This is a genomic window from Streptomyces sp. NRRL F-6676 (assembly GCF_000725625.1).
GTDB lineage: Bacteria > Actinomycetota > Actinomycetes > Streptomycetales > Streptomycetaceae > Streptomyces.
Genome location: NZ_JOHS01000007.1, coordinates 171,723 through 191,466, shown reverse-complemented (window position 1 = coordinate 191,466; position 19,744 = coordinate 171,723). Strand labels below are relative to the sequence as shown.

Annotated in this window: 19 protein-coding genes; 10 read left to right on the top strand and 9 right to left on the bottom strand. The window is 72.2% G+C overall.

Annotation, left to right across the window (positions count from 1 at the left end):
• Positions 1-10: 10 nt before the first annotated feature.
• The 3 genes from IO29_RS06220 to IO29_RS06210 are packed head-to-tail and all read right to left on the bottom strand — an operon-like array spanning position 11 to position 3,138.
• Positions 11-847 carry a carbohydrate ABC transporter permease gene (locus tag IO29_RS06220; RefSeq protein WP_030377597.1) on the bottom strand — a complete coding sequence of 279 codons (837 nt, stop codon included), beginning with the start codon at positions 845-847 and terminating at the stop codon, positions 11-13.
• A complete protein-coding gene (locus IO29_RS06215) occupies positions 844-1,812 on the bottom strand; it encodes a carbohydrate ABC transporter permease (RefSeq protein WP_030377598.1) in 969 nt (322 codons plus the stop codon). The genes IO29_RS06220 and IO29_RS06215 overlap by 4 nt, the downstream gene beginning before the upstream one ends.
• A 60-nt stretch (positions 1,813-1,872) precedes the next feature.
• Positions 1,873-3,138 (bottom strand): extracellular solute-binding protein, encoded by a 1,266-nt coding sequence (locus IO29_RS06210; protein WP_030377599.1) that lies wholly within the window; start codon positions 3,136-3,138, stop codon positions 1,873-1,875.
• A 251-nt stretch (positions 3,139-3,389) separates the two neighbouring features.
• On the opposite strand from IO29_RS06210, the gene IO29_RS06205 reads away from it, so the two are divergent.
• Together IO29_RS06205 and IO29_RS06200 are read left to right on the top strand one after the other, a co-directional pair.
• The gene (locus IO29_RS06205) at positions 3,390-4,256 is read left to right on the top strand and encodes a GntR family transcriptional regulator (RefSeq protein ID WP_030377600.1); all 867 of its coding nucleotides are present in this window, start codon (positions 3,390-3,392) and stop codon (positions 4,254-4,256) included.
• A 91-nt stretch (positions 4,257-4,347) separates the two neighbouring features.
• Positions 4,348-5,496 carry a hypothetical protein gene (locus IO29_RS06200; RefSeq protein WP_030377601.1) on the top strand — a complete coding sequence of 383 codons (1,149 nt, stop codon included), beginning with the start codon at positions 4,348-4,350 and terminating at the stop codon, positions 5,494-5,496.
• Positions 5,497-5,528: 32 nt separating this feature from the next.
• Here IO29_RS06200 and IO29_RS06195 read toward each other — a convergent pair whose 3' ends face one another.
• Genes IO29_RS06195 through IO29_RS06180 form a run of 4 tightly spaced genes read right to left on the bottom strand, consistent with a single transcriptional unit; the run spans position 5,529 to position 9,406 of the window.
• Positions 5,529-5,990: a MaoC family dehydratase gene (locus IO29_RS06195; protein WP_030377602.1), complete on the bottom strand. Its 462-nt coding sequence runs from the start codon at positions 5,988-5,990 to the stop codon at positions 5,529-5,531.
• Positions 5,991-6,047: 57 nt separating this feature from the next.
• On the bottom strand, positions 6,048-7,595 hold the full coding sequence (locus IO29_RS06190; protein ID WP_030377603.1) for an acyl-CoA synthetase: 1,548 nt from the start codon (positions 7,593-7,595) through the stop codon (positions 6,048-6,050).
• Positions 7,596-7,605: 10 nt separating this feature from the next.
• Positions 7,606-8,493, bottom strand: coding sequence for an amidohydrolase family protein (locus IO29_RS06185; protein ID WP_030377604.1), 888 nt, complete (start codon positions 8,491-8,493; stop codon positions 7,606-7,608).
• Position 8,494: 1 nt separating this feature from the next.
• Entirely contained in the window at positions 8,495-9,406 is a 912-nt protein-coding gene (locus tag IO29_RS06180; RefSeq protein ID WP_030377605.1) for an SDR family oxidoreductase, read from the bottom strand.
• 140 nt (positions 9,407-9,546) lie between these two features.
• Here IO29_RS06180 and IO29_RS06175 point away from each other — a divergent pair, with 140 nt between their 5' ends.
• Positions 9,547-10,002 carry a MarR family winged helix-turn-helix transcriptional regulator gene (locus IO29_RS06175; protein WP_030377606.1) on the top strand — a complete coding sequence of 152 codons (456 nt, stop codon included), beginning with the start codon at positions 9,547-9,549 and terminating at the stop codon, positions 10,000-10,002.
• A gap of 157 nt (positions 10,003-10,159) precedes the next feature.
• Here the strand turns inward: IO29_RS06175 and IO29_RS06170 are convergent, their stop codons facing one another.
• Complete coding sequence (locus tag IO29_RS06170; RefSeq protein WP_030377607.1) at positions 10,160-11,167, bottom strand: PaaX family transcriptional regulator; 1,008 nt, start codon at positions 11,165-11,167, stop codon at positions 10,160-10,162.
• A 137-nt stretch (positions 11,168-11,304) separates the two neighbouring features.
• Here IO29_RS06170 and IO29_RS06165 point away from each other — a divergent pair, with 137 nt between their 5' ends.
• From IO29_RS06165 to IO29_RS06135, 7 genes are read left to right on the top strand one after another with little or no spacing between them, the layout of a single operon-like run.
• Entirely contained in the window at positions 11,305-12,228 is a 924-nt protein-coding gene (locus IO29_RS06165; RefSeq protein ID WP_030377608.1) for a transporter substrate-binding domain-containing protein, read from the top strand.
• 3 nt (positions 12,229-12,231) lie between these two features.
• On the top strand, positions 12,232-13,161 hold the full coding sequence (locus IO29_RS06160; RefSeq protein ID WP_199806831.1) for an amino acid ABC transporter permease: 930 nt from the start codon (positions 12,232-12,234) through the stop codon (positions 13,159-13,161).
• The gene (locus IO29_RS06155; RefSeq protein WP_030377610.1) at positions 13,158-13,958 is read left to right on the top strand and encodes an amino acid ABC transporter ATP-binding protein; all 801 of its coding nucleotides are present in this window, start codon (positions 13,158-13,160) and stop codon (positions 13,956-13,958) included. Before IO29_RS06160 ends, IO29_RS06155 begins: the two co-directional genes overlap by 4 nt.
• Complete coding sequence (locus IO29_RS06150) at positions 13,955-15,097, top strand: CapA family protein (protein ID WP_033224605.1); 1,143 nt, start codon at positions 13,955-13,957, stop codon at positions 15,095-15,097. The genes IO29_RS06155 and IO29_RS06150 overlap by 4 nt, the downstream gene beginning before the upstream one ends.
• Positions 15,094-16,332 (top strand): CaiB/BaiF CoA transferase family protein, encoded by a 1,239-nt coding sequence (locus IO29_RS06145; protein ID WP_030377612.1) that lies wholly within the window; start codon positions 15,094-15,096, stop codon positions 16,330-16,332. Before IO29_RS06150 ends, IO29_RS06145 begins: the two co-directional genes overlap by 4 nt.
• A gap of 47 nt (positions 16,333-16,379) precedes the next feature.
• On the top strand, positions 16,380-17,504 hold the full coding sequence (locus tag IO29_RS06140) for a 2-hydroxyacyl-CoA dehydratase family protein (RefSeq protein ID WP_051707290.1): 1,125 nt from the start codon (positions 16,380-16,382) through the stop codon (positions 17,502-17,504).
• On the top strand, positions 17,501-18,766 hold the full coding sequence (locus IO29_RS06135; protein WP_051707293.1) for a 2-hydroxyacyl-CoA dehydratase family protein: 1,266 nt from the start codon (positions 17,501-17,503) through the stop codon (positions 18,764-18,766). The genes IO29_RS06140 and IO29_RS06135 overlap by 4 nt, the downstream gene beginning before the upstream one ends.
• Here the strand turns inward: IO29_RS06135 and IO29_RS06130 are convergent.
• Entirely contained in the window at positions 18,732-19,730 is a 999-nt protein-coding gene (locus IO29_RS06130) for a LysR substrate-binding domain-containing protein (RefSeq protein ID WP_420705339.1), read from the bottom strand. The genes IO29_RS06135 and IO29_RS06130 overlap by 35 nt on opposite strands.
• Positions 19,731-19,744 lie beyond the last annotated feature (14 nt).

The following is a 19,744-nucleotide window of genomic DNA, read 5'->3' as shown; positions in this document are numbered from 1 at the left end:
TGGCGGCGGATCAGCCCTTGACCGCGCCGGCCGCGAAGCCGGACGTGACATGCCGTTGCAGCAGCAGGAACACCACCAGGGCGGGCAGCGAGAACAGGGTGGAGGCGGCCATGGTGGCGCCCCAGTCGGTGCCGAAGACGTTGTGGAACGAGGACAGCCACACCGGGAGCGTGCGGTGGTCCTGCTGCTTGATGATCAGGAAGTTGGCGTAGGCGAACTCGTTCCACGCCGTGATGTAGCCGAACAGGGAGGTGGCCATCAGCCCGGGCGCGAGCAGCGGGAGGGCCACGTGCCGGAACGCCGACAGCCGTGTGCAGCCGTCGAGTTGGGCGGACTCCTCCAGCTCGGGCGGGATCGTGGACAGGAAGCCGCGCAGGACGACGATGGTGAACGGCAGGGTCATCATGAAGTAGACCAGCGTCAGGGTGGGCAGCCGGTCGAGCATGTCGGTGTCCCGCGCGATGATGTACACGGGGATGATGAGTGACTCCCACGGCGCCATCTGGGCGACGAACACCGCCAGCATGAACTGCCGCCGGCCCCGCCAGCGCATCCGTGCCACGGCGAAGGAGGCGCCGAGTGCCACGAGCAGCGCGAGCAGCACCGTGCCCAGCGTCACCAGCAGACTGTTGCGCCAGAACAGGCCGAAGCCGTCCGCGTCGACCGCCCGCCGGAAGTGGTCCAGCGTCCAGGTGCGGGGGACCAGCCGGGGGTGGGCGGACTGGATGTCACGGTTGGGGGTGAACGCGGTGGTGATCATCCAGTAGACCGGGAAGAGGCACACCACCACCGTCACGGTCGCGGCCACGTGCAGCGGCAGACGGCGAAGTGCCCGCTGGTTGCTCACAGTTCGGCCTCCTGACGGAACATCTGCCGGAAGTAGAGGACCAGCACGCCCGACATCAGCAGCACCGTGAGCATGGACGCCGCCGAGCCGAGGTCGTAGCGCTGCTGGCTGAGCGCCGTCTGCACGGCGTACACCGGCAGGATCGTGGTGGCGTCGCCGGGGCCGCCCCGGGTCATCACCCAGATCTGCGCGAACGCCTTGAACGTCCAGATGACTTCGAGCGAGAGCACCAGCATGAACAGGGGCCGCACGATCGGCAGGGTCACCGAGCGGAAGATACGGGCACCGGAGGCGCCGTCCAGCCGCGCCGCCTCGTACAGGTCCGAGGGCACGGTGGTGAGCGCCGAGTACAGGGTGATCGCCGCGAACGGCACCGACTGCCACACCACGAGCGCCACCAGGATCGCGAACGCCGCGGGGCCGTGGGCGAGCCACGGATAGTCCTTGAACGAGGTGAACCCGAGCCCGGTCAGGGCATGGTTGACGATGCCGAACCGTGAGTGGAACAGCCACTGGAACACCGTCGTCGCCGCGACCACGGGCATCGCCCAGGCCAGCACCAGCGCGCTGAGCACCGCCGTGCGCCAGCGGCGGCCCAGGCGCTCGATCATCAGCGCCACCAGCGTGGACAGCACCATGATGAGGACGACGTTGACCGCCATGAACAGGAACGTCCGGCGCACGACCGTCCAGAACCGCGGATCGGTCAGCAGGGTGCGGTAGTTGGCGAGCCCGACGAAGTGCGCGTCGCCGAGGATGAGCTGACGGAGGCCGAAGTCCTGGAAGGAGATCAGCACCGCGCGGGCCAGCGGATAGACGAGCAGGTACAGCATGCCGAGGACGGCGGGCGCGATCAGCAGATACGGCCAGACGCCGGCCATGGTGGTGCGGCGGGCGGGGCCCGGCGGGCGGGGCGGCGGCACGAGGGGGCGGTGGCGCACGGTCCGCTCACGGACGACCGACATGAGCGCACTCCTTTCACCGGGCGGCCGGCGGTCGGCGGCCGGGGGTCGTGGGCGGGCGGCTCAGGTGCCGGACTTCATGGCCCGGGTGACGGCGTCGGACGCCTTCTTCGCCTCGCGGGCGGGGTCCCCTCCGGTGAGGACCGCCGTCATGTAGTCCTTGATCGGGTTCTTGGCCTCGACGGCGGCCCAGCCCGGTGTGTTGGGCGTGGCGTGCCCCTGGGCCGCGCCGACGGCCATCGCGGAGGCACCCGGGTCACCGGCGACCGCCGCGGTCAGCGTCGTCTTGTTCGGCACATAGCTCATCGCGGCCGCGAGCTTCTTCTGCCAGGCGTCGCCGGTGAGTTCCTTGACGAACGTGTAGGCGGCGTCGTGGTGCTGCGAGACCACCGGGATCACCAGGTCGGAGCCGCCGGTGAAGACCGCGCCCGGGGTGTCGGCCGTCTTCCCCGGAATGGGGAAGAAGCCCAGCTTGCCCTTGAGGGCGGGAGCGTTCTGGGTGACGACGTTGGCGCCGCCCGGGGTGCTGATGATCTGGGCGACCTGCTCCTTGGCCATCACCTCGGCCTGCGGCGGGTTCGCCTCGTCGGAGTCCTTGGGGCCCTTGCCGAGCGCCTGGAGCTTCTCGTAGAAGGCCATCGCGCGCAGCGCCTCCGGCGTGTCCAGGGTGCCGTGCCAGCTGCCGCCGGACTCGGTGGCGAGGTCGCCGCCCTCGTCCCAGACGAAGCCGGAGAGGGTGTACCAGTTCTGTCCGGGCAGGTAGATGCCCTGCCGGCCGCCCTTGTCCAGCTTCTTCGTCGCGTCGATCCACTGCGCGCGCGTCCTGATCTTCGAGGCGTCGACGCCGGCCTTCGCGAACAGGTCCTTGCGGTAGATGACGACGCGGTTGGCCGCGTAGTAGGGGATGCCGTACTGCTTGCCCTCGTAGGCGCCGGGTTCGGCGAGGCCCTTGAGCCAGGAGGCGCCGCCGAGGTCGGAGACCTTGTCGCTGAGGTCCAGCAGACCGCCGCTCGCCGCGAACTGGGCCACCTGGGTGTTGCCGGTCTCGATGACGTCGGGGGCGTCGTTGCTGGCCAGCGCGGCGGTGACCTTCTCCCCGATGCCGTCCCACTCCTGGATCTGCACCCGGACGTCGATGTCGGGATGGGCCTTCTCGAAGCCCTTCTCGAACTCCTTCTGGAACGCGGCGGACACGCTGTCGCGCATCAGCCACACGTCGATGGTGGTCCGCCCGCCGTCCCCGGAACCCCCGTCGGAGCCGGACGAGCTACAGGCACTGATTCCGACGGCCGCGACGAGCGACAGGCCGGCGAGCAAGCGGTGCTTCACGGGTCACCTCTGGGAGTCGCGCCTGGAGTCGTATCTGACCAGTTGGCGAACTGGTCAGATGACCTCTGCTGGTGGAGAAAGGTGGCATAGACCAATGCGGCCGTCAACCCTCGACGAACAGCGAATAGTTGTGGATCTCGGGCGGCCCGTGGTCAACTGGTCAGGCAACTGGTCGTACGGACGTCGTGCGTACGTCGTGCGGGGACGACGTACGGACGGCGTACGGACGTCGTACGGAACGGGGGAGTGACGTGAACGCCGACGCGGACAACGATGCGCCGGGACCGGTGCTCAAGCGCGAGCTGGTGCGCGACCACATCCTGGAGCTGATCGAGTCCCAGCGCCCCGGCGACCCGATCCCCTCCGAGCGCACCCTGTGCGCCCGCCTCGGGGTGTCCCGGCCCACGCTGCGCGCCGCCGTCGACGAACTCGTCGCCGCCGGGCTTCTCGTCCGCGAACACGGACGGGGCATGTTCGTCGCACCGGAGAAGATCACCCAGGAGCTGGTCTCCCAGGAACAGACGATGACCGTGCCCCAGGCCGACGGCGCCTGGACGAGCCGGCTGCTGGAGTTCACCACCATCCGGGCGGGCGCCCGCATCGGCCACCGGCTGCGCCTCTCACCCGCGGCGAAAATCGTGTACGTGGCCCGGCTCCGCCTCGTCGACGGGGAGCCGATGGCCATCGAGCACCTGCACATCCGCGCCGATCTCGTGCCCGGGCTCACCCCGCAGGAACTGGAGAGCGGCGACCTCTACGAGCACCTGCGCCGGCATCACGACGTTCACGTCCGCGAAGCCGTGCAGGGCATCGAGCCGACCGTCGTCACCCGTGCCGAGGCCGAGCTGCTCGACGTGCCGGAGCTGTCCCCCGCGCTGCTCTTCGAACGGCTCACGTCGGACGTGCGGGGGCGCCCCGTGGAGTACGTCCACTCGCTCTACCGCGGCGACCGCTACCGCATCGTCTCCCGCCTCACCCTCGGCCCCACCGCCGCGACGACGGCCGGGCCGGCGCCCGGCCACCGTCTGGGCCACCACCCCGGTATCCCGCCCGGCGACTTCGCCCACGGGGACACGGTGGCCTCCTCCACGCGGGGAGACGTCCAGCAGGCGCCCTGAAACGCGGGCCCTTCGCGCGGGTCCCGCGTGGGCATTCGTTCGGCGGGGACCATACTGGAGGAGTACCCCGGGTTCTGAACAGAACGGTTCCATGGCCAAGAACAACAGCTCCGAGACGCTCGTCCCCGCCACCGTGTGGCTGGCCCGCGGCCGCCACCCCGGGCACGAGCCCGAGCAGGACGTCCGCCGCAACCTGATCGCCCTCAAGGCGGCCGGGGTGCTCGACGACTTCCTCGACCTCGACCCCGTCGAGGCGGCCCGCTCCACCGTCCTGCACCCCCGGGAGGCCGCCGCCGACCCCGGCCCGTCGGCCCGCCGCCTCTTCGAGGCCCGCTGGCGCGTCGCCGACGACGTCACCGTCCGCGCGCAGCTCACCACGTACGACCCCGAGAGCCGCCGCAAGGACGGCGAGGGCGTCACCTGGGTGCTGGCCGCCGAGGCCGAGCGCGCCTGGAACCCGCACTGGCCCTCGCCCGCCACCATGTTCTGGCCCGACAGCGACCAGGTCCCCTGGGACCACGACACCGTGCCGGACGTCCGACTGCGCACGGTCAACCACCTGCCCAAGGACGGCGACGCGCTGCGCCACCGGCTGCGGGACTGCGTGCGCGGGAGCTGGTTCGTCCACGTCGTGGTGCACGAGGCCATGACGCCGGACGCGCGGGGACAGCGGCCGCTCTCCGTCTTCCTGCCGCCGAGCCTGCGGCACCGCGTCGTCGAGCACCGGGCCACCCCGGAGCAGGCACAGATCGCCGACTTCGAGATGAAGCGCGAGCTGAACGTGCGCATGCCGCGCGGCGGCGCCGTCGTCCTGCCCGCGGAGCCGCGAAGCCCCGAGTACGACGCCGAGCGGTTCACCGTGCACAGCGTCTTCCTGGACGGCTCCGAACCCACCGACCTGCTGCGCACCCTCACGGAGTTCGCCGCGCTGCCCCGGCCGCTGCCCGAGGACGCCGAACGGGCCCTGGCCCGGCTGCGCCAGGGCTGGCACCTGCTGACCCGGGACGAGGAACTGGTCCACGCCCAGGCCATGGTCGTCAAGTACGCCGAGGCGCTCGACGCCATGACGAAGTCCTGCGACCTCTACAAGGAGGCGGCCGAGGCGGCACAGGCCGCCCTGGCCGACTTCACCGGCGGCGGCACGCCCAAGCCGCCCGCGACCGGGACGGCCAAGGCGGACCGCTCACCGCTGGACACCCTCACCAAGACGTTCGGCCGCTTCCGCCTCCCGAAGAAGTAGCGCCCCCGCCCCGGCCGTCGTGCGACGTGCGATCAGGCGTAGTGCCGGTACACCGCCTGGGCCACGCACGCCGGCTTGGGGCTGCCCTCGACCTCGACGGTGAAGGTCAGCACCATCTGCACCCCGTTGCCCTTGACCTCCTCGACGGAGTCGACGGCACCGTGCAGCCGGATGCGCGCGCCGACCGGCACCGGACTCGGGAAACGGACCTTCTCCAGGCCGTAGTTGACGCTCATGGACGTGCCCTCGATCTCGAGGAGATCACCGAACAGGGGGATGATCAGGGAGAGCGTGAGGTATCCGTGGGCGATGGGACCGCCGAAGGGGCCCTCCTTCGCCCGCTCCGGGTCGGTGTGGATCCACTGGTGGTCGCCGGTGGCGTCGGCGAAGGTGTTGACGCGCTCCTGGGTGATCTCCAGCCAGTCGGTACGGCCGAGGTCGCGGCCGGCGAGGGCGAGGAGGCCGTCGAGGCCCTTGGCGGTGGTGGCGGACATGGTGTGCTGCCTTTCGTCGCAGGAAGGGGAGGGAGTCGCAGGAAGGGGAGGGATTGGTCAGGGCCGGTCGGCCGGGCCGGGCGCGTAGGCCTTCCGCACGGCCGATTTGACGATCTTCCCCGAGGCCGTCCGCGGCAGCGCGTCCACGAACGCCACGGTCCTCGGGATCTTGTACTTGGCGAGCCGGCCGCGCAGCCGGTCCAGGATCTCGGAGCCGTCGGCCGCCGCGTCGGCGCCGGGCTCCAGGACGACGACCGCGTGGCCCACCTCGCCCCAGACGGGGTCCGGCACGCCGATCACCGCGCACTCGCGGACGGCGGGGTGACCGAGCAGCGCGTCCTCCACCTCGGCCGGGTACACGTTCTCGCCGCCGGAGACGAACATGTCCTTGACCCGGTCGACGATGTAGGCGTACCCGTCCTCGTCGGTCCGCGCCACGTCACCGGTGCGCAGCCAGCCGTCCTCGGTGAAGGCCGCCGCGGTGTCCTCGGGACGGCCCCAGTAGCCGGACATGACGTTCGGCCCCTGGACGAGGACCTCGCCCTTCTCCCCGGGCCCGGCGGGGCCGCCGTCGGCCGCCCGTACCCGGGCGTCGGTGAAGAAGTGCGGCACACCGGCGGACCCGGCCTTGGCGGAGGCCTGCTCCCGGTCCAGGAAGAGCACGCCGGGCGAGGCCTCCGTCATGCCGTACCCCTGGCTGAAGGCCAGCCCGCGCGCGAGGTACGTCGCGATGGTGCGCGCGGGCACCGGCGCCCCGCCGCAGCTCACCGAGCGCAGGCTGGACAGGTCCGTCTCCCGCCAGCGCGGGTGCGCGGCCATGGCGTCGTACATCGTGGGCACGCCGAACATGTACGTCACCCGGTGAGCGGCGACGGCCTCCAGGACGCGCCCGGCGTCGAAGGCCTCGTGGAGCACCACCCGGCCGCCCTTGAGGAGGGTCGGCAGACACGTCATGTTGAGCCCGGCGGTGTGGAAGAGCGGGGCGACGACGAGGGTGACCTCGTCGCCGGTCAGATCGGTGTCCACCAGGACGTTGACGCTGTTCCAGGTGATGTTGGCGTGCGAGAGCACCGCCCCCTTGGGCCGGCCGGTCGTCCCCGAGGTGTACATGATCATGCAGGGGTCGTCCGGGGCGACGGGTTCGTCCAGGGGGTCCGTGCGCCCGCCGGTCAGCAGTTCCTCGTAGCCGAGGGCGTCGTCGTCCCCGCCCGTGCCGAGGGTGATGCGGCGGAGGGCGGGGGTGTCCGCGCAGGCCGCGGCGGCCGTCCCGGCCTGTTCGGCGGCGTGCACCAGCACGGTGCTGCCGGAGTCCGACAGGTTGTACGTCAGCTCCGGTGCGGCCAGCCGGGTGTTGAGCGGGACGAAGACCGCGCCGAGCGCGCCGGTCGCGAAGAGCGTCTCCAGGAAGGCCGGGTGGTTGGGGCCCAGGTAGGCGACGCGGTCGCCGCGGGCGACGCCGAGCGCGCGCAGGGCGTGTGCCAGGCGAAGCACCCGTGCGTACAGGTCGCGGTAGGTGAGGTGGGTGTCCCCGTGGACGATCGCCGTGCGCTGTGGTGTCTTGCGGGCCCGGCGCGCCGGCCAGGAACCGATCCCTTGGTTCAACACGGCGTCTCCCTCACTCCTCGCGCAGGCCGAGCAGACGGGCGGCGTTGTCCTTGAGGATCCTGGGCCGCACCTCGGGCTTGATGTCGAGCTTCTCGAAGTCGGCGAGCCAGCGGTCGGGGGTGATGACCGGATAGTCGGACCCGAACAGCACCTTGTCCTTGAGCAGCGAGTTGGCGTACCGCACCAGCTGCGGCGGGAAGTACTTCGGCGACCAGCCGGAGAGGTCGATGTACACGTACGGCTTGTGCGTGGCGACCGCCAGCGCCTCGTCCTGCCAGGGGAACGACGGGTGCGCCAGGATGATCCGCAGCTCGGGGAAGTCCACGGCGACGTCGTCGACGAGCATCGGGTTGGAGTACTTCAGCCGGATGCCGCCGCCCCCGGGCACCCCGGCGCCGATGCCGGTCTGCCCGGTGTGGAACAGCGCGGGCACGCCGAGCTCCTCGATCGCCTCGTAGAGCGGGTAGGCCATCCGGTCGTCGGGGGAGAAGCCCTGGATGCTCGGGTGGAACTTGAAGCCGCGCACCCCGTGCTCCTGAACCAGCCGGCGCGCCTCGCGGACGCCCGCCCGGCCCTTGTGCGGGTCGACGCTGGCGAAGGGGATGAGCACGTCGGGGTGGGCGGCGCAGTTCTCGGCGACCTCCTCGTTGGAGATCCGGGGGTGGCCGGTGGCGTGCTCGGCGTCCACGGTGAAGACGACGGCCGCCATGCGGCGTTCGCGGTAGTACCCGGCCATCTCGTCGATGGTCGGCTGCCGGTGGCCGTGCGCCTTGAAGTACTCCTCGGAGGCGCCGAACAGTTCGGGGCTGAGCGCCCCGTGGCCGGACCGGGAGATCTCGGCGTGGGTGTGGACGTCGATGGCGGTCAGGGCGTCGACGTCGAGGACCGGGTCGCTCATGTCATGCCTCCGGGGCCTTGGGGGCCGGGATGCCGTACGTCTCGGGCTCGGCACCGACACCGTCGTACCACCCCTCGGCGAGGGCGTCCGCGCTCCAGCCGCCGTCGGCGAAGGCGACGGTCTTCTCGGCGGGGTGGGACCACAGGGCCAGGCGGTCGCCGCCGATGCCGATGGCCTGGCCGGTGATGTCCTTGGCCGCGTCGGAGGCGAGGAAGGTGATCAGGCCCGCCACGTCCTCGACGGTGCCCAGGCCCTCGTCCTTGCGCAGCCAGTCCGGCAGGGGTGCGCCCGTGCGCTCGGCCTCTTCGAGGACCGGGGCGAAGGCCGGGATGGTCTTGGTCATCTCCGTGGCGGCGACCGGGACGACCGCGTTGACGGTGACGCCGGCCCTGGCCAGCTCCAGCGCCCAGGTGCGGGCCATCGCCACGATCCCGGCCTTGGCGGCGGCGTAGTTGGTCTGGCCGAAGTTGCCGCGCTGGCCGGCGGGGGAGGAGATCAGGATCAGCCGGCCCCCGGTGCCCTGCTCGCGCATCCGTACCGCCGCCGCGCGGGCACAGGTGAAGGTGCCGCGCAGATGGACCCTGACGACGGCGTCGAAGTCGTCGTCCGTCATCTTCCACAGCACCCGGTCGCGCAGGATGCCGGCGTTGGTGACGAGGACGTCCAGGCTGCCGAACTCCCGTACGGCCGTCTCCGTCAGCCGCTCGGCGGCCTCGCTGTCGCCCACGGCGGCCACGACGCCGACCGCCCGGCCGCCCTCCGCGGTGAGGGAGGCGACGGCGGCGTCGACCGCGGCAGCGTCCACGTCGTTGACGACGACACAGGCGCCGGCCGCGGCCAGGGCCCGGGCGTAGGCGAGCCCCAGCCCGCGCCCGCTCCCGGTGACGACGGCGGCCTTTCCGTGCAGATCCATGGCGCTCTCTCTCCCTGATCGACAGGATTCCTGTTGGTTCGCTCAGTGTTCTCGTTCAACAGGATTCCTGTCAATGGCTTAGGGTGGGCGTCTCGACGTGGTCAGGGAACGAGGCAGGTGACTGCCGGGGGAGGCGCGGCATGACGGAGACGAGCCGGTCCGCGGTGGCGGACGGCGTGGAGGCGAGCCCCTCGCTGCTCTATCTGCTCAAGCGGACGGAACTCGTCGTGCGGGCTCGGCTGGAGGAGCTGCTCAAGCCCGCCGGGGTGACCGCGCTGCAATACACGGCGCTGACCGTGCTGGAGCGGCGCGACGGGGTGTCCGCCGCGCAGCTCGCCCGGGACTCGTTCGTCACGGCACAGTCCATGGCCGACATGGTCCGTGCGCTGGAGAGCCGGGGGCTGGTCCGGCGCGAGCCGAACCCCGGCAACCGGCGCGAGAAGGTCATCCTGCTCGCGGAGGCGGGGCGCCGGCTGCTGGAGCGGTACGCCGGAGAGGCCCGCCTGCTGGAGGAACGCATGGTCGGCGAGCTGGAGCCCGCCGACGTCGAGCGCTTCCGCGACTACCTCAAGAGCGCCCACCGGTCGCTGTCCTGAGGCGGCCGGCGGGCGGGACGCGCGACGGGCGGCATCCGGGCGAGCTGGGGCGCGGAGGACCCGGGGCGCGGAGGACCCGGGGCGCGAAAAACCCGGGGCGCGGAGGACCCGGGGCGCGAAAAACCCGGGGCGCGGAGGACCCGGGGCGCGAAAACGACTACCGCTTCGCCCGTGACACCTCGTCCAGCCTGCGGGCCCGCGCGGCCTGCTCGAACGGCGTGTCGCCGTGCGCCTTGCGGTCGCCCAGGGAGGCGTACAGCTCCGCTATGGCGGCGGTGTCGTGGTGGGTGGCCAGTTCCGCCAGTTCGGGCGAGACCGTGGCGAGGATCTGCCGGAACCGGAGCTCGGCGAGCGGGCCCAGGCGGTCGTAGATCTGCACGAAGACCCGCTGGGCGCGCGGGCGGTCCCAGCCGGGCGGCAGCAGCGCGGCCGGGAGGTCCGGATCGGTCTCCGGGAACCGCCGCCAGGCGACCCGCAGTTCGGTGCGGGTGCGCAGCGCCTGCGCCGGGCTGATGAGACCGGCGTCGAGGCTGCTCAGCACGGGCTCGTAGCGCTCGGCGAACTCCCGGTACTCGCGGGCCAGTTCCGTCAGGTCGAAGGCGGAGGCGAGAGAGCCCTGCGGGGTGCCGCCCGGCACCTGGGTGCAGCGCAGCACGGTCGCCGTCCTGATGCCGAGCTCGCGCAGCAGCTCCTGGGCGTCCCCGCCGAGATCGCGCGGTGACACCCACACCCCGTCGTAGAGCGCGGCGAACCCCAGCAGACGCAGCCGGGAACGGAGCGCGGTGCGTACACCGCGGTCCTGTTCGGGGACGGAGAACGTGACGACCGTCCACTGTCCGTCCCACTCGGGGGCGACGGTGCCGAACGTCAGCATGCGGTGCGTACGCTCGACGATCACCTCCGAGGTACGGGCGGGGATGCCGTACGCCGTGGTGCGTCCGCTGCGTGAGGTGTCCAGCAGTCCGCGGGCCACGAGGCGGCGCATCGCCGCCCGGGCGCCGTCCGAGGTGACATCGAAGTCGGCAAGCAGTCTGACCAGCGCGGTCGCCGGAATGTGCTCGTCGCGCCAGTACCAGAAATCGCCCAGCAGGGAGGTCAGCAGGAGCTGGGGTTCCGCCCCGCTCCGGTCCCGGGGCAGCTCGGCCTTCGACGGGTCCTTGCCCATGACACCTCGGATTCTCGCGCACCATTCGGGTCGGTCGAAAGTATCGCACGACCCTTGCCATAGGTGACACCTCGTGCGACGCTCGGCAGCGATACCGACAATGGTGCGGATCTCATTTCATGCAAGGGAATGCCTTCATGCGCAACTCCTCATCCCACCGCCGGTGGCGAACACCTGCCACACTCACCACCGCGCTGCTCTCCGCCCTCGCCCTCGCCGGCTGCGGCTCCTCCGGGGAGGAGGCAAGCTCCTCACCGTCCGCCGCCAAGGTTCCGGCGCTGCACGACGCACTGCCGAAGACCGTGAAGGACTCGGGCGTCCTGCGCTTCGCGGGCGACTCGCACCCGCCCTTCCGGTCGGTCGGCGCGGACGGCACGGTCACCGGCATCGACCGCGACCTGCAAAAGGCCCTCGGGCAGGTGCTCGGAGTGCGCACCGAGGTGACGATCGTCAGCAACCTGCCCGCGGCGCTGCAAGGGATGCTCAGCGGGCGCTACCAGGCGTTCAACGGACCGGTGGAGGCGACGGCCGAGCGCGAGCGCCAGTTCGACAGCATCACCTGGATGACCAGCCGCACCTCCTACGTCCTGCCCAAGGGCTCCAAGGGCGAGGTCTCCTCGGCGGCCGGGCTGTGCGGCAAGAAGGTCGCCGTGGTCAAGTCGAGCATCGTCGAGGGCCAGTTGAAGAAGCTGTCCGCCTACTGCACCGCCCACGGCAAGGACCCCGCGCGGTCGATCGGCCTCGACGACACCAACGCCACCCTGCTGGCCACCAAGTCGGGCCGCGCCGACGCCGCCGGCATGACCCAGGCCGCCGCCATCGACGTCACCAAGTCCCAGTCGGACACGTACGTCTACGTCACGCAGAACGAGGCGCAGGGCGCCACCGTCGACAACCTCGCCCTGCTCGTCCCCAAGGACAGCGGCCTCGGCCCGGTGGTCCAGAAGGCCTTCCAGAAGCTCTTCGACAGCGGTGAGTACCGCCGGGTCATGGACCACTGGGGGCTGACGGACGTCATGGTCGACAAGCCCGTCCTGAACATCGCCGCCGAAGAGGGCTGAGCCGTGTCCGGATCCCTCTCCCTGAAGGAAACCGACGTCGGCCCCGGCACCGACGACGTCGCCCACGCGGCGCGGCGGGTGCGGCCCTGGCGGATCGTGGCCGGTGTCGTCCTGGCCGTCGTGGCCGCGCTGCTCCTCCGCTTCCTGTTCACCAATCCGCGGCTGGAATGGGACGTGGTCGCGGACAACCTCTTCGACCCCAGCGTGCTCTCCGGCCTCGGTACCTCGGTGTGGCTGGCCGTCGCCGCCACCGCCATCGGCTCCGTCGTCGGCGCGGCCCTGGCGGCGGCCCAGCTCTCGGACTTCGCGCCGGTCCGCTGGGCGGCCGCCCTCTACATCGGCGTGTTCCGCGGCATCCCGCCCCTGGTGCAGCTCATCTTCTGGTTCAACCTCGCCTACCTCCTGCCGCGCATCTCGATCGGCATCCCCTTCGGCCCCGCGTTCGCCTCCTGGAACGCCAACGACGTCATCACCCCCGTCACGGCGGCCGTGGTCGGCCTGTCACTGGTGGAGTCGGCGTACCTGGCGGAGATCATCCGCAGCGGACTGCTCAGCGTCGAACAGGGCCAGCGCGACGCCGCCCGCGCGATGGGGTTCACTCCGGCCCAGACGTTCTTCCGGGTCGTGCTGCCGCAGGCGATGCGCGTCATCATCCCGCCCAGCGGCAGCCAGTTCATCAGCGTCCTCAAGGGAACCGCGCTGGTCTCGGTGATCGCCATGGCCGATCTGCTGCACTCGGTGCAGGTCATCTACAACCGCACCTACCAGATCGTCCCCCTGCTCCTCGTGGCCTGCCTCTGGTACCTCGTCGTGGTCACCCTGTTCACCGTCGGACAGCGCCGGCTGGAGCGCCACTTCTCCCGCGGCCACGCGACGGGCGGTCACACCCCGGCCGCCCGGGGCCGCCGTCCGAAGAACGGAGCGTCCGCATGACCGGTGAGCCCGCCCTGCGCGTGCGGGGCGTCCGCAAGACCTTCGGGGACCACGTCGCCCTGGACGGCGTCACCCTGGACGTCGCCGACGGTGAGGTCGTCACCGTCATCGGCCCCTCCGGCTCGGGGAAGTCGACACTGATCCGGTGCGTGCAGCAGCTCGAGACCATCGACGCCGGCGCCATCTACCTCGACGACGAACTGCTCGGCCACGAACGGCACCGCGGCACCCTGCGGCCGCTCGGCGCCCGCCGCGTCGCCGCCCAGCGCAGCCGCATGAGCATGGTCTTCCAGCAGTTCCACCTCATCCCGCACTTCACCGTTCTGCGCAACATCACCGAGGCCCCCGTACGCGTCCACGGCCGCACCCGGCAGGACGCCGAGGCCGAGGCGCACGAACTGCTGAAGCGGGTCGGTCTCGCCGACCGCGCGCACCACTACCCGCGCCAGCTCTCCGGCGGCCAGCAGCAGCGGGTGGCGATCGCGCGCGCCGTCGCCGCCCGCCCCCGCGTCATGCTCTTCGACGAGCCCACCAGCGCCCTCGACCCCGAACTGGTCGACGAGGTCCTCGCCGTCATGCGCGGCCTCGCCGCCGACGGCATGACCATGGTCGTCGTCACCCACGAGATCGCCTTCGCCAAGGAGGTCGCCGACCGCTGCGTCTTCATGGAGGCCGGCCGGATCGTGGAGAGCGGGCCGCCCGAGGACATGCTCACCACCCCGCGCACCGCACGCCTGCGAGCCTTCCTCGCCCGGCACCGCGACAGCCTCACACCCCCACAGGAGCACCTCACGTGATCACCGTTGCCTCGGTCGGCGACCTCATCCTCGACGAACCCGACCCGGCCTCCTTCCTCGCCCCCGCGGCACCCCTGCTCACCTCCGCCGACGTCACCGTCGGACACGTGGAGGTGCCGCACTCGACCACCACCGTCCAGCAGAGCACCGACGTACCCGCGCCCCCGGCCGACCCGGCCGCCCTGACCGCACTGGCCGACGCCGGCTTCGACGTCGTCACCCTGGCCGGCAACCATGTCTACGACGCCGGTGACGTGGGCGTCGCCGACACCGTCGCCCACGCCCGCCGGGCCGGCCTGGTGCCCGTCGGCGCGGGCGCCACGCTCGACGAGGCCCGCGCCCCCGCCGTCGTCGAACGCGGCGGACTGCGCATCGGTGTGCTGTCCTACAACTGCGTGGGCCCGCGCGAGTCCTGGGCCACCTCCCGCAAGGCCGGCTGCGCCTACGTCCACGTCCTCACCCACTACGAACTCGACCACGCGAGCCCCGGCGGACCGCCGAGGACCTACACCTTCGCCGACCCCGACAGCCTGGCCGCCCTCCAGGCGGACGTGGCACACCTGCGCGAGCGGGCCGACGTCGTCCTCGTCGGACTGCACAAGGGCGTCGGACACACCCCGGCCGCGGTCGCCATGTACGAGGGGCCGGTGGCGCGCGCCGCCATCGACGCCGGTGCCGACGCCGTGTTCGGCCATCACGCCCACATCATGCGCGGCATCGAGGTCCACCGCGGCCGGCCGATCTTCCACGGGCTCGGCAACTTCGTCACCGTCACCCGCGCCCTCACCCCCGACGCGAGCAGCCGCTCCAGCGCCGAACTGACCGCATGGGCCCGGCGCCGCAAGGAGCTCTACGGCTTCGCACCCGACCCGGACATGCCCGCCTACCCCTTCCACCCCGAGAGCCGCAACACCGCCGTCGCCCTCTGCCGCTTCGACGGCGAGGGCGGCATCGAGGCGGGCTTCGAACCCTGCTGGATCGACGACCTGGGGCGCCCCGTGCCCTGCGGCGACACCGCACAGGGCCGCCGCGTCACCGACTACATCGAGGGCATCACCCGCACCGCGGGCCTCAACGGCCGGCTCGTCCGCGAGGACGGCCGCGTACTGATCCAGCTGCACACCGAGAGGGCATCATGAGCGACCAGCCACTGGCCGGGCGGACCGTCATCGACCTGACCACCGCACTGGCCGGCCCCTACGCGACCCTGCTGCTGGCCGGCCTGGGCGCCACCGTCATCAAGGTGGAGAACCCGGCCACCGGAGGTGACTCCTCCCGCAACAACGCCCCCTACGTGGGCGGCGACGGACTGTCCATGGCCCGGCAGGCACCTGACGACATGTCGGTCTCCATGCTCTCCCGCGGCCGCAACAAACTCAGCGTCACCCTCAACCTCAAGGACCCGCGCGCCCACCGCGTCTTCGCCGACCTGGTGCGCGACGCCGACATCCTGGTGGAGAACTACAGCCCCGGCGTCACCGGCCGGCTCGGCATCGACTACGACGCCGTCCGCACGCTCAACCCGCGGCTCGTCTACACCTCCATCAGCGGCTTCGGCAGCCAGGGCGGACCCGGCTCCGGCAAGGCGATGGACTCCATCATCCAGGCGCTGTCCGGCGTCATGCTCACCGCGGGCGAACCCGACGAGGGCCCCGTCCGCTTCGGACTGCCCGTCGGGGACATGCTCGCCCCGCTGTTCGCGGTCATCGGCACCCTGTCGGCCCTGATGCAGGCCGACCAGACCGGGCACGGCCAGCACGTGGACGTCTCCATGCTCGGGGCGCTCACCTCCATGGTGGCCTGCGAACCCTTCGACGCCTTCGCGCAAGTGGGCATGGAGCAGCGCACCGGCGCCATGGTGCCCCGCCTCGCCCCCTTCGGCATCCTGCCCACCGCCGACGGCCACCTGGCGCTGTCCGCGCCCACCGACGCCTTCGCGCACGGCGTCCTGCGGGCGATAGGCCGCCCCGACCTCGTCGACGACGGCCGCTTCCACAGCCGCGACCAGCGGGTCCGCCACGCCGACGAGATCCACGCCCTCATCCGGGAGTGGACCCGGGTGCGCCCCACCGCCGAGATCCTCGACGCGTTCACCGCGGAAGGCGTCCCCGCCGCCGAGGTGCGCGACCCCCGGGAAGCCGTACGGGACCCCCTGGTGCGCCAGCGCGAGGAGGTCGTCCCCGTGACCCACCCCAAGCACGGCGTCGTGCCCGGCCTCACCACCACCGGCGTCCCCATCCGGTTCTCCGCCGCCCGTGTGGCCCTCGACCAGCCCGCCCCCGGGCTCGGCGAGCACAACGACGCGGTCTACCGCGAGCGGCTCGGCTACAGCGCCGACGACGTCGCCCGACTGGCCGCCGAGTCGGTGATCTGACCCGCCGCACCCGGACCAACGTCCTTGCACCACCTGGAGGAACACCCATGTCCGCTGCCCTCGCGCAGCTCCTCTCCCACGGCACCGGCCCCGGCCGGACCGCCGGCGCCGGGGGGACCCGGGGCCCCGCCCCGGTGATCGGGTACGTCGGCGCCGACGTACCCGTGGAGTACCTCACCGCCGCCGGACTGCACCCCCTGCGCCTGTCCGGCGACCCCGGAGCACCCCACACGGCCGGCGACCGCTACCTGGGCACCGGCCTCGACCCGGCGGCCCGCTCGGTCCTCACCCGCCTCCTCGACCAGGACTACGGACCGCTCGACGGCCTCCTCGTCTCCCGGGACTGCGAGGCCTCCCTGCGCCTGTTCTACGCACTGCGCGAACTGCGCCGCGTAGAGCCCGCCTCGGCCCTGCCGCCGGTGCACCTGGTCGACGTCCTGCATCTGCCGCACCGGACCACCACCCGTTACGTGCGGGCCAAGTTCGCCCAGGTGCGCGCCACCGTCGGGACCTGGGCCGGCCGGACCATCGACGACGCGGCGCTCGCCGACGCCATCACCGCCCACGACCGGCTCCGCGCACTGCTCACACGTGTCGCGCTGCTGCGCCGGCGGCGGCCGGCCCGGCTCACCGGCACCGAAATGCTCACCGTGGTGGCCGCGACGACGGCACTACCCGTCGGCCGCGCCACCGCCCTCCTCGAACAACTCCTCGAAGAAGCGGGCGAGTTGCCCGAGCACGAGGGGCTGCGGGTGTTCCTCACCGGCAGCCCGCACGACACACCCCACGTCTATGCCGCGCTGGAGGACAAGGGCCTCCTGATCGTCGGTGAGGACCACGACTGGGGCGACCTGCTCCACCGGCGTCCGACCGGCGCACCGACCGAGGCGGCGCTCGCCGAGCGGTACCAGTACAACGGCCCCACCGCCCCGCGCGCCTCGATCCGGGCCAGGGCCGCACACACCGGCCGGGCCGCACGGGACTGCGGCGCCGAGGCCCTGGTGAGTTACGCCCGGCGGCACGACGACGCCCCGCGCTGGGACTACGCCGCACAGGAGGCGGCCACCGGCCTGCCGTCCGTCCTGCTCGGCCGGCAGCCCTACGGCGCACTCGACGACGCGGCGGCCGGGGCACTGACCGCACTGCGCCCCCACGCGGAGGTGACCCGGTGAACGCCCGGCTGAACTCGGCGTCGGCCGCCACCGCCCACCAGCGGCAGTGGTTCGCCGACCTCCGCGCGGACCTGGCCGACGGCGGCGACTTCGCCCTCGTCAACGCCGATGCCCCGCAGGAGATCTTCCGCACCATGGGCATCCCGTACGTCGTCAACCAGTGGTGGTCCTCGATCGTCACCGCCAAGCGCCGCGCCCAGGACTACCTGGAACTGCTGCGCGCCCGCGGGCTCCCCGACGACAGCGAGCAGTACAGCGCCATCCCCCTGGCCTCTGCCTTCGACCCCGACCCGGCGAACGCGCCCTGGGGCGGGCTGCCCCGGCCCACCGTTGTGCTCGCGGAGACCACGGGCGACGCCTCCCGCAAGATCTTCGACCTCTGGGGCGACCAGCCCGGCGTCTCCTTCTACCCGCTGGAGAGCGCCGCCGAGAACGACGTCCCCACCCGCTGGTGGGAACTGATGCCGCGCGACTGGGAACGGGCCGTCGGCAGCGACCGCCTGGACCTGATGACCGGCGAACTCGAGGGCCTCATACGGTTCCTGGAGCAGACCACCGGCCGGGTCTTCTCCGAGACCCGCTTCGCCGAGGTCATGGAGCTGGTCAACGAGCAGCAGGAGTGGAACCGCCGCACCCGCGACCTGATCGCCCGTGCCCGCCCCTGCCCGCTGCCCGTCAACGACTCCATCCCCAGCGTGATGATCCCGCAGTGGCACCGGGGCACCACCTGGGCGCGCGACGCCGCCCGCGCCTTCCACGACGAGGTGGCCGAACGGGTCGCCACCGGAACGGCCGTCTGCCCCGACGAGCGGCTGCGCCTGATGTGGATCGGCCGCGGGCTCTGGTTCGACCTCGACTTCTACCGGCGCTTCGAGGAGAGCCACGGCGCGGTGTTCGTCTGGTCGATGTACCTCGCGATCGCCGCCGACGGCTACCTCCGCTACGGCGACGACCCGCTGCGCGCCCTGGCCGCCCGCTTCGCCGCCTTCCCCGACCAGCTCTACACGCCGCCCTGGTCGGCGGAGTGGTACGTCAAGGAGGCACGCCACCACGGCGTCGACGGCGTCGTGCACCTGGTGTCGGAGGACGCGCGGGGCAGCTACTTCACGACCCGCGCGCTCGAGGCCGCCGGCATCCCGGTCCTCGAACTGCACGCCGACAACGTCGACGCGCGCGCCGCCGACGCGGACGGCCTCACCCGCACCGTCGGCGACTGGCTCGGCACGCTCACTCCGTCGGACCGGGCGGCCGCCGGCCGGTGAGGGTGCGGCGGGCCACCGCCACCAGCTCGGCCGCCGGGCCCACCAGGCGCCGCCCGGTGGGCCAGACCGCGCGCAGATCGCGCGTGAGGTCCACGCCCGTGACCTCGACACCGACCAGCAGCCCCTCGTCGAGGTCACGGCGGACGGCCAGTTCGCTCAGCACCGCCGGTCCTGAGCCCGCGATCACCGTGCCGCGCACGGCCGTCGTCGAGCCGAGCTCCACCAGGGCCCGGGCCCGCTCGCAGCCGGCCAGATGCAGGGCGCGGTCGAGGGTCTGGCGGGTGCCGGAACCGCTCTCCCGCAGCACCAGCGGCGTACGGGACAGCTCCCGCGCGGTGAGCGGTTCCCGGCGCCGGGCCCACGGGTGACCGGGGTCGACCACGACGACGAGCCGGTCCTCGGCCACCTGCCTGGTCGACATCACCCGGGACAGCCGGGGCCCCTCGATGAACCCGACGTCGGCCTCGCCCGACTCGACCAGCTCGGGCACGCGCGCGCTGTTGGTCACTTGCAGTCCGATGTACAGCTCCGGACGGCGGGCGCGCAGCTCGCTGATCCAGCCGGGCAGCAGATACTCGGCGATCGTGAGACTCGCCGCGACCCGCAGTTCGGCCTCCCGCCGGTCGCGCAGTTTCCCGGCCCCGGCGAGGAGGTCGTCCAGCTCGTCCAGCACCCGACGGGCGTGCCCGGCGACGACCTGGCCGGCCAGCGTCAGCCGTGAGCCGCGCCGGGTGCGGTCCACCAGCACCAGGCCGAGCCCGCGCTCCAGCGTGGTCAGCCGGCGGCTGGCGGACGGCTGCGAGATCCGCAGCCGCTCGGCCGCCCGGCCCAGGCTCTCCAGCTCGGCCACGAGCACCAGGAGCCGCAGCGACTCCAGATCGGGGGTGCGCAGGGGGAGGGGAGCGCTACGGGGGTCCGCCGGCACGGAGGCGTCTGTCACAGCGCCAGCGTATGTGCCGGTCATACGCCCGCGCTATG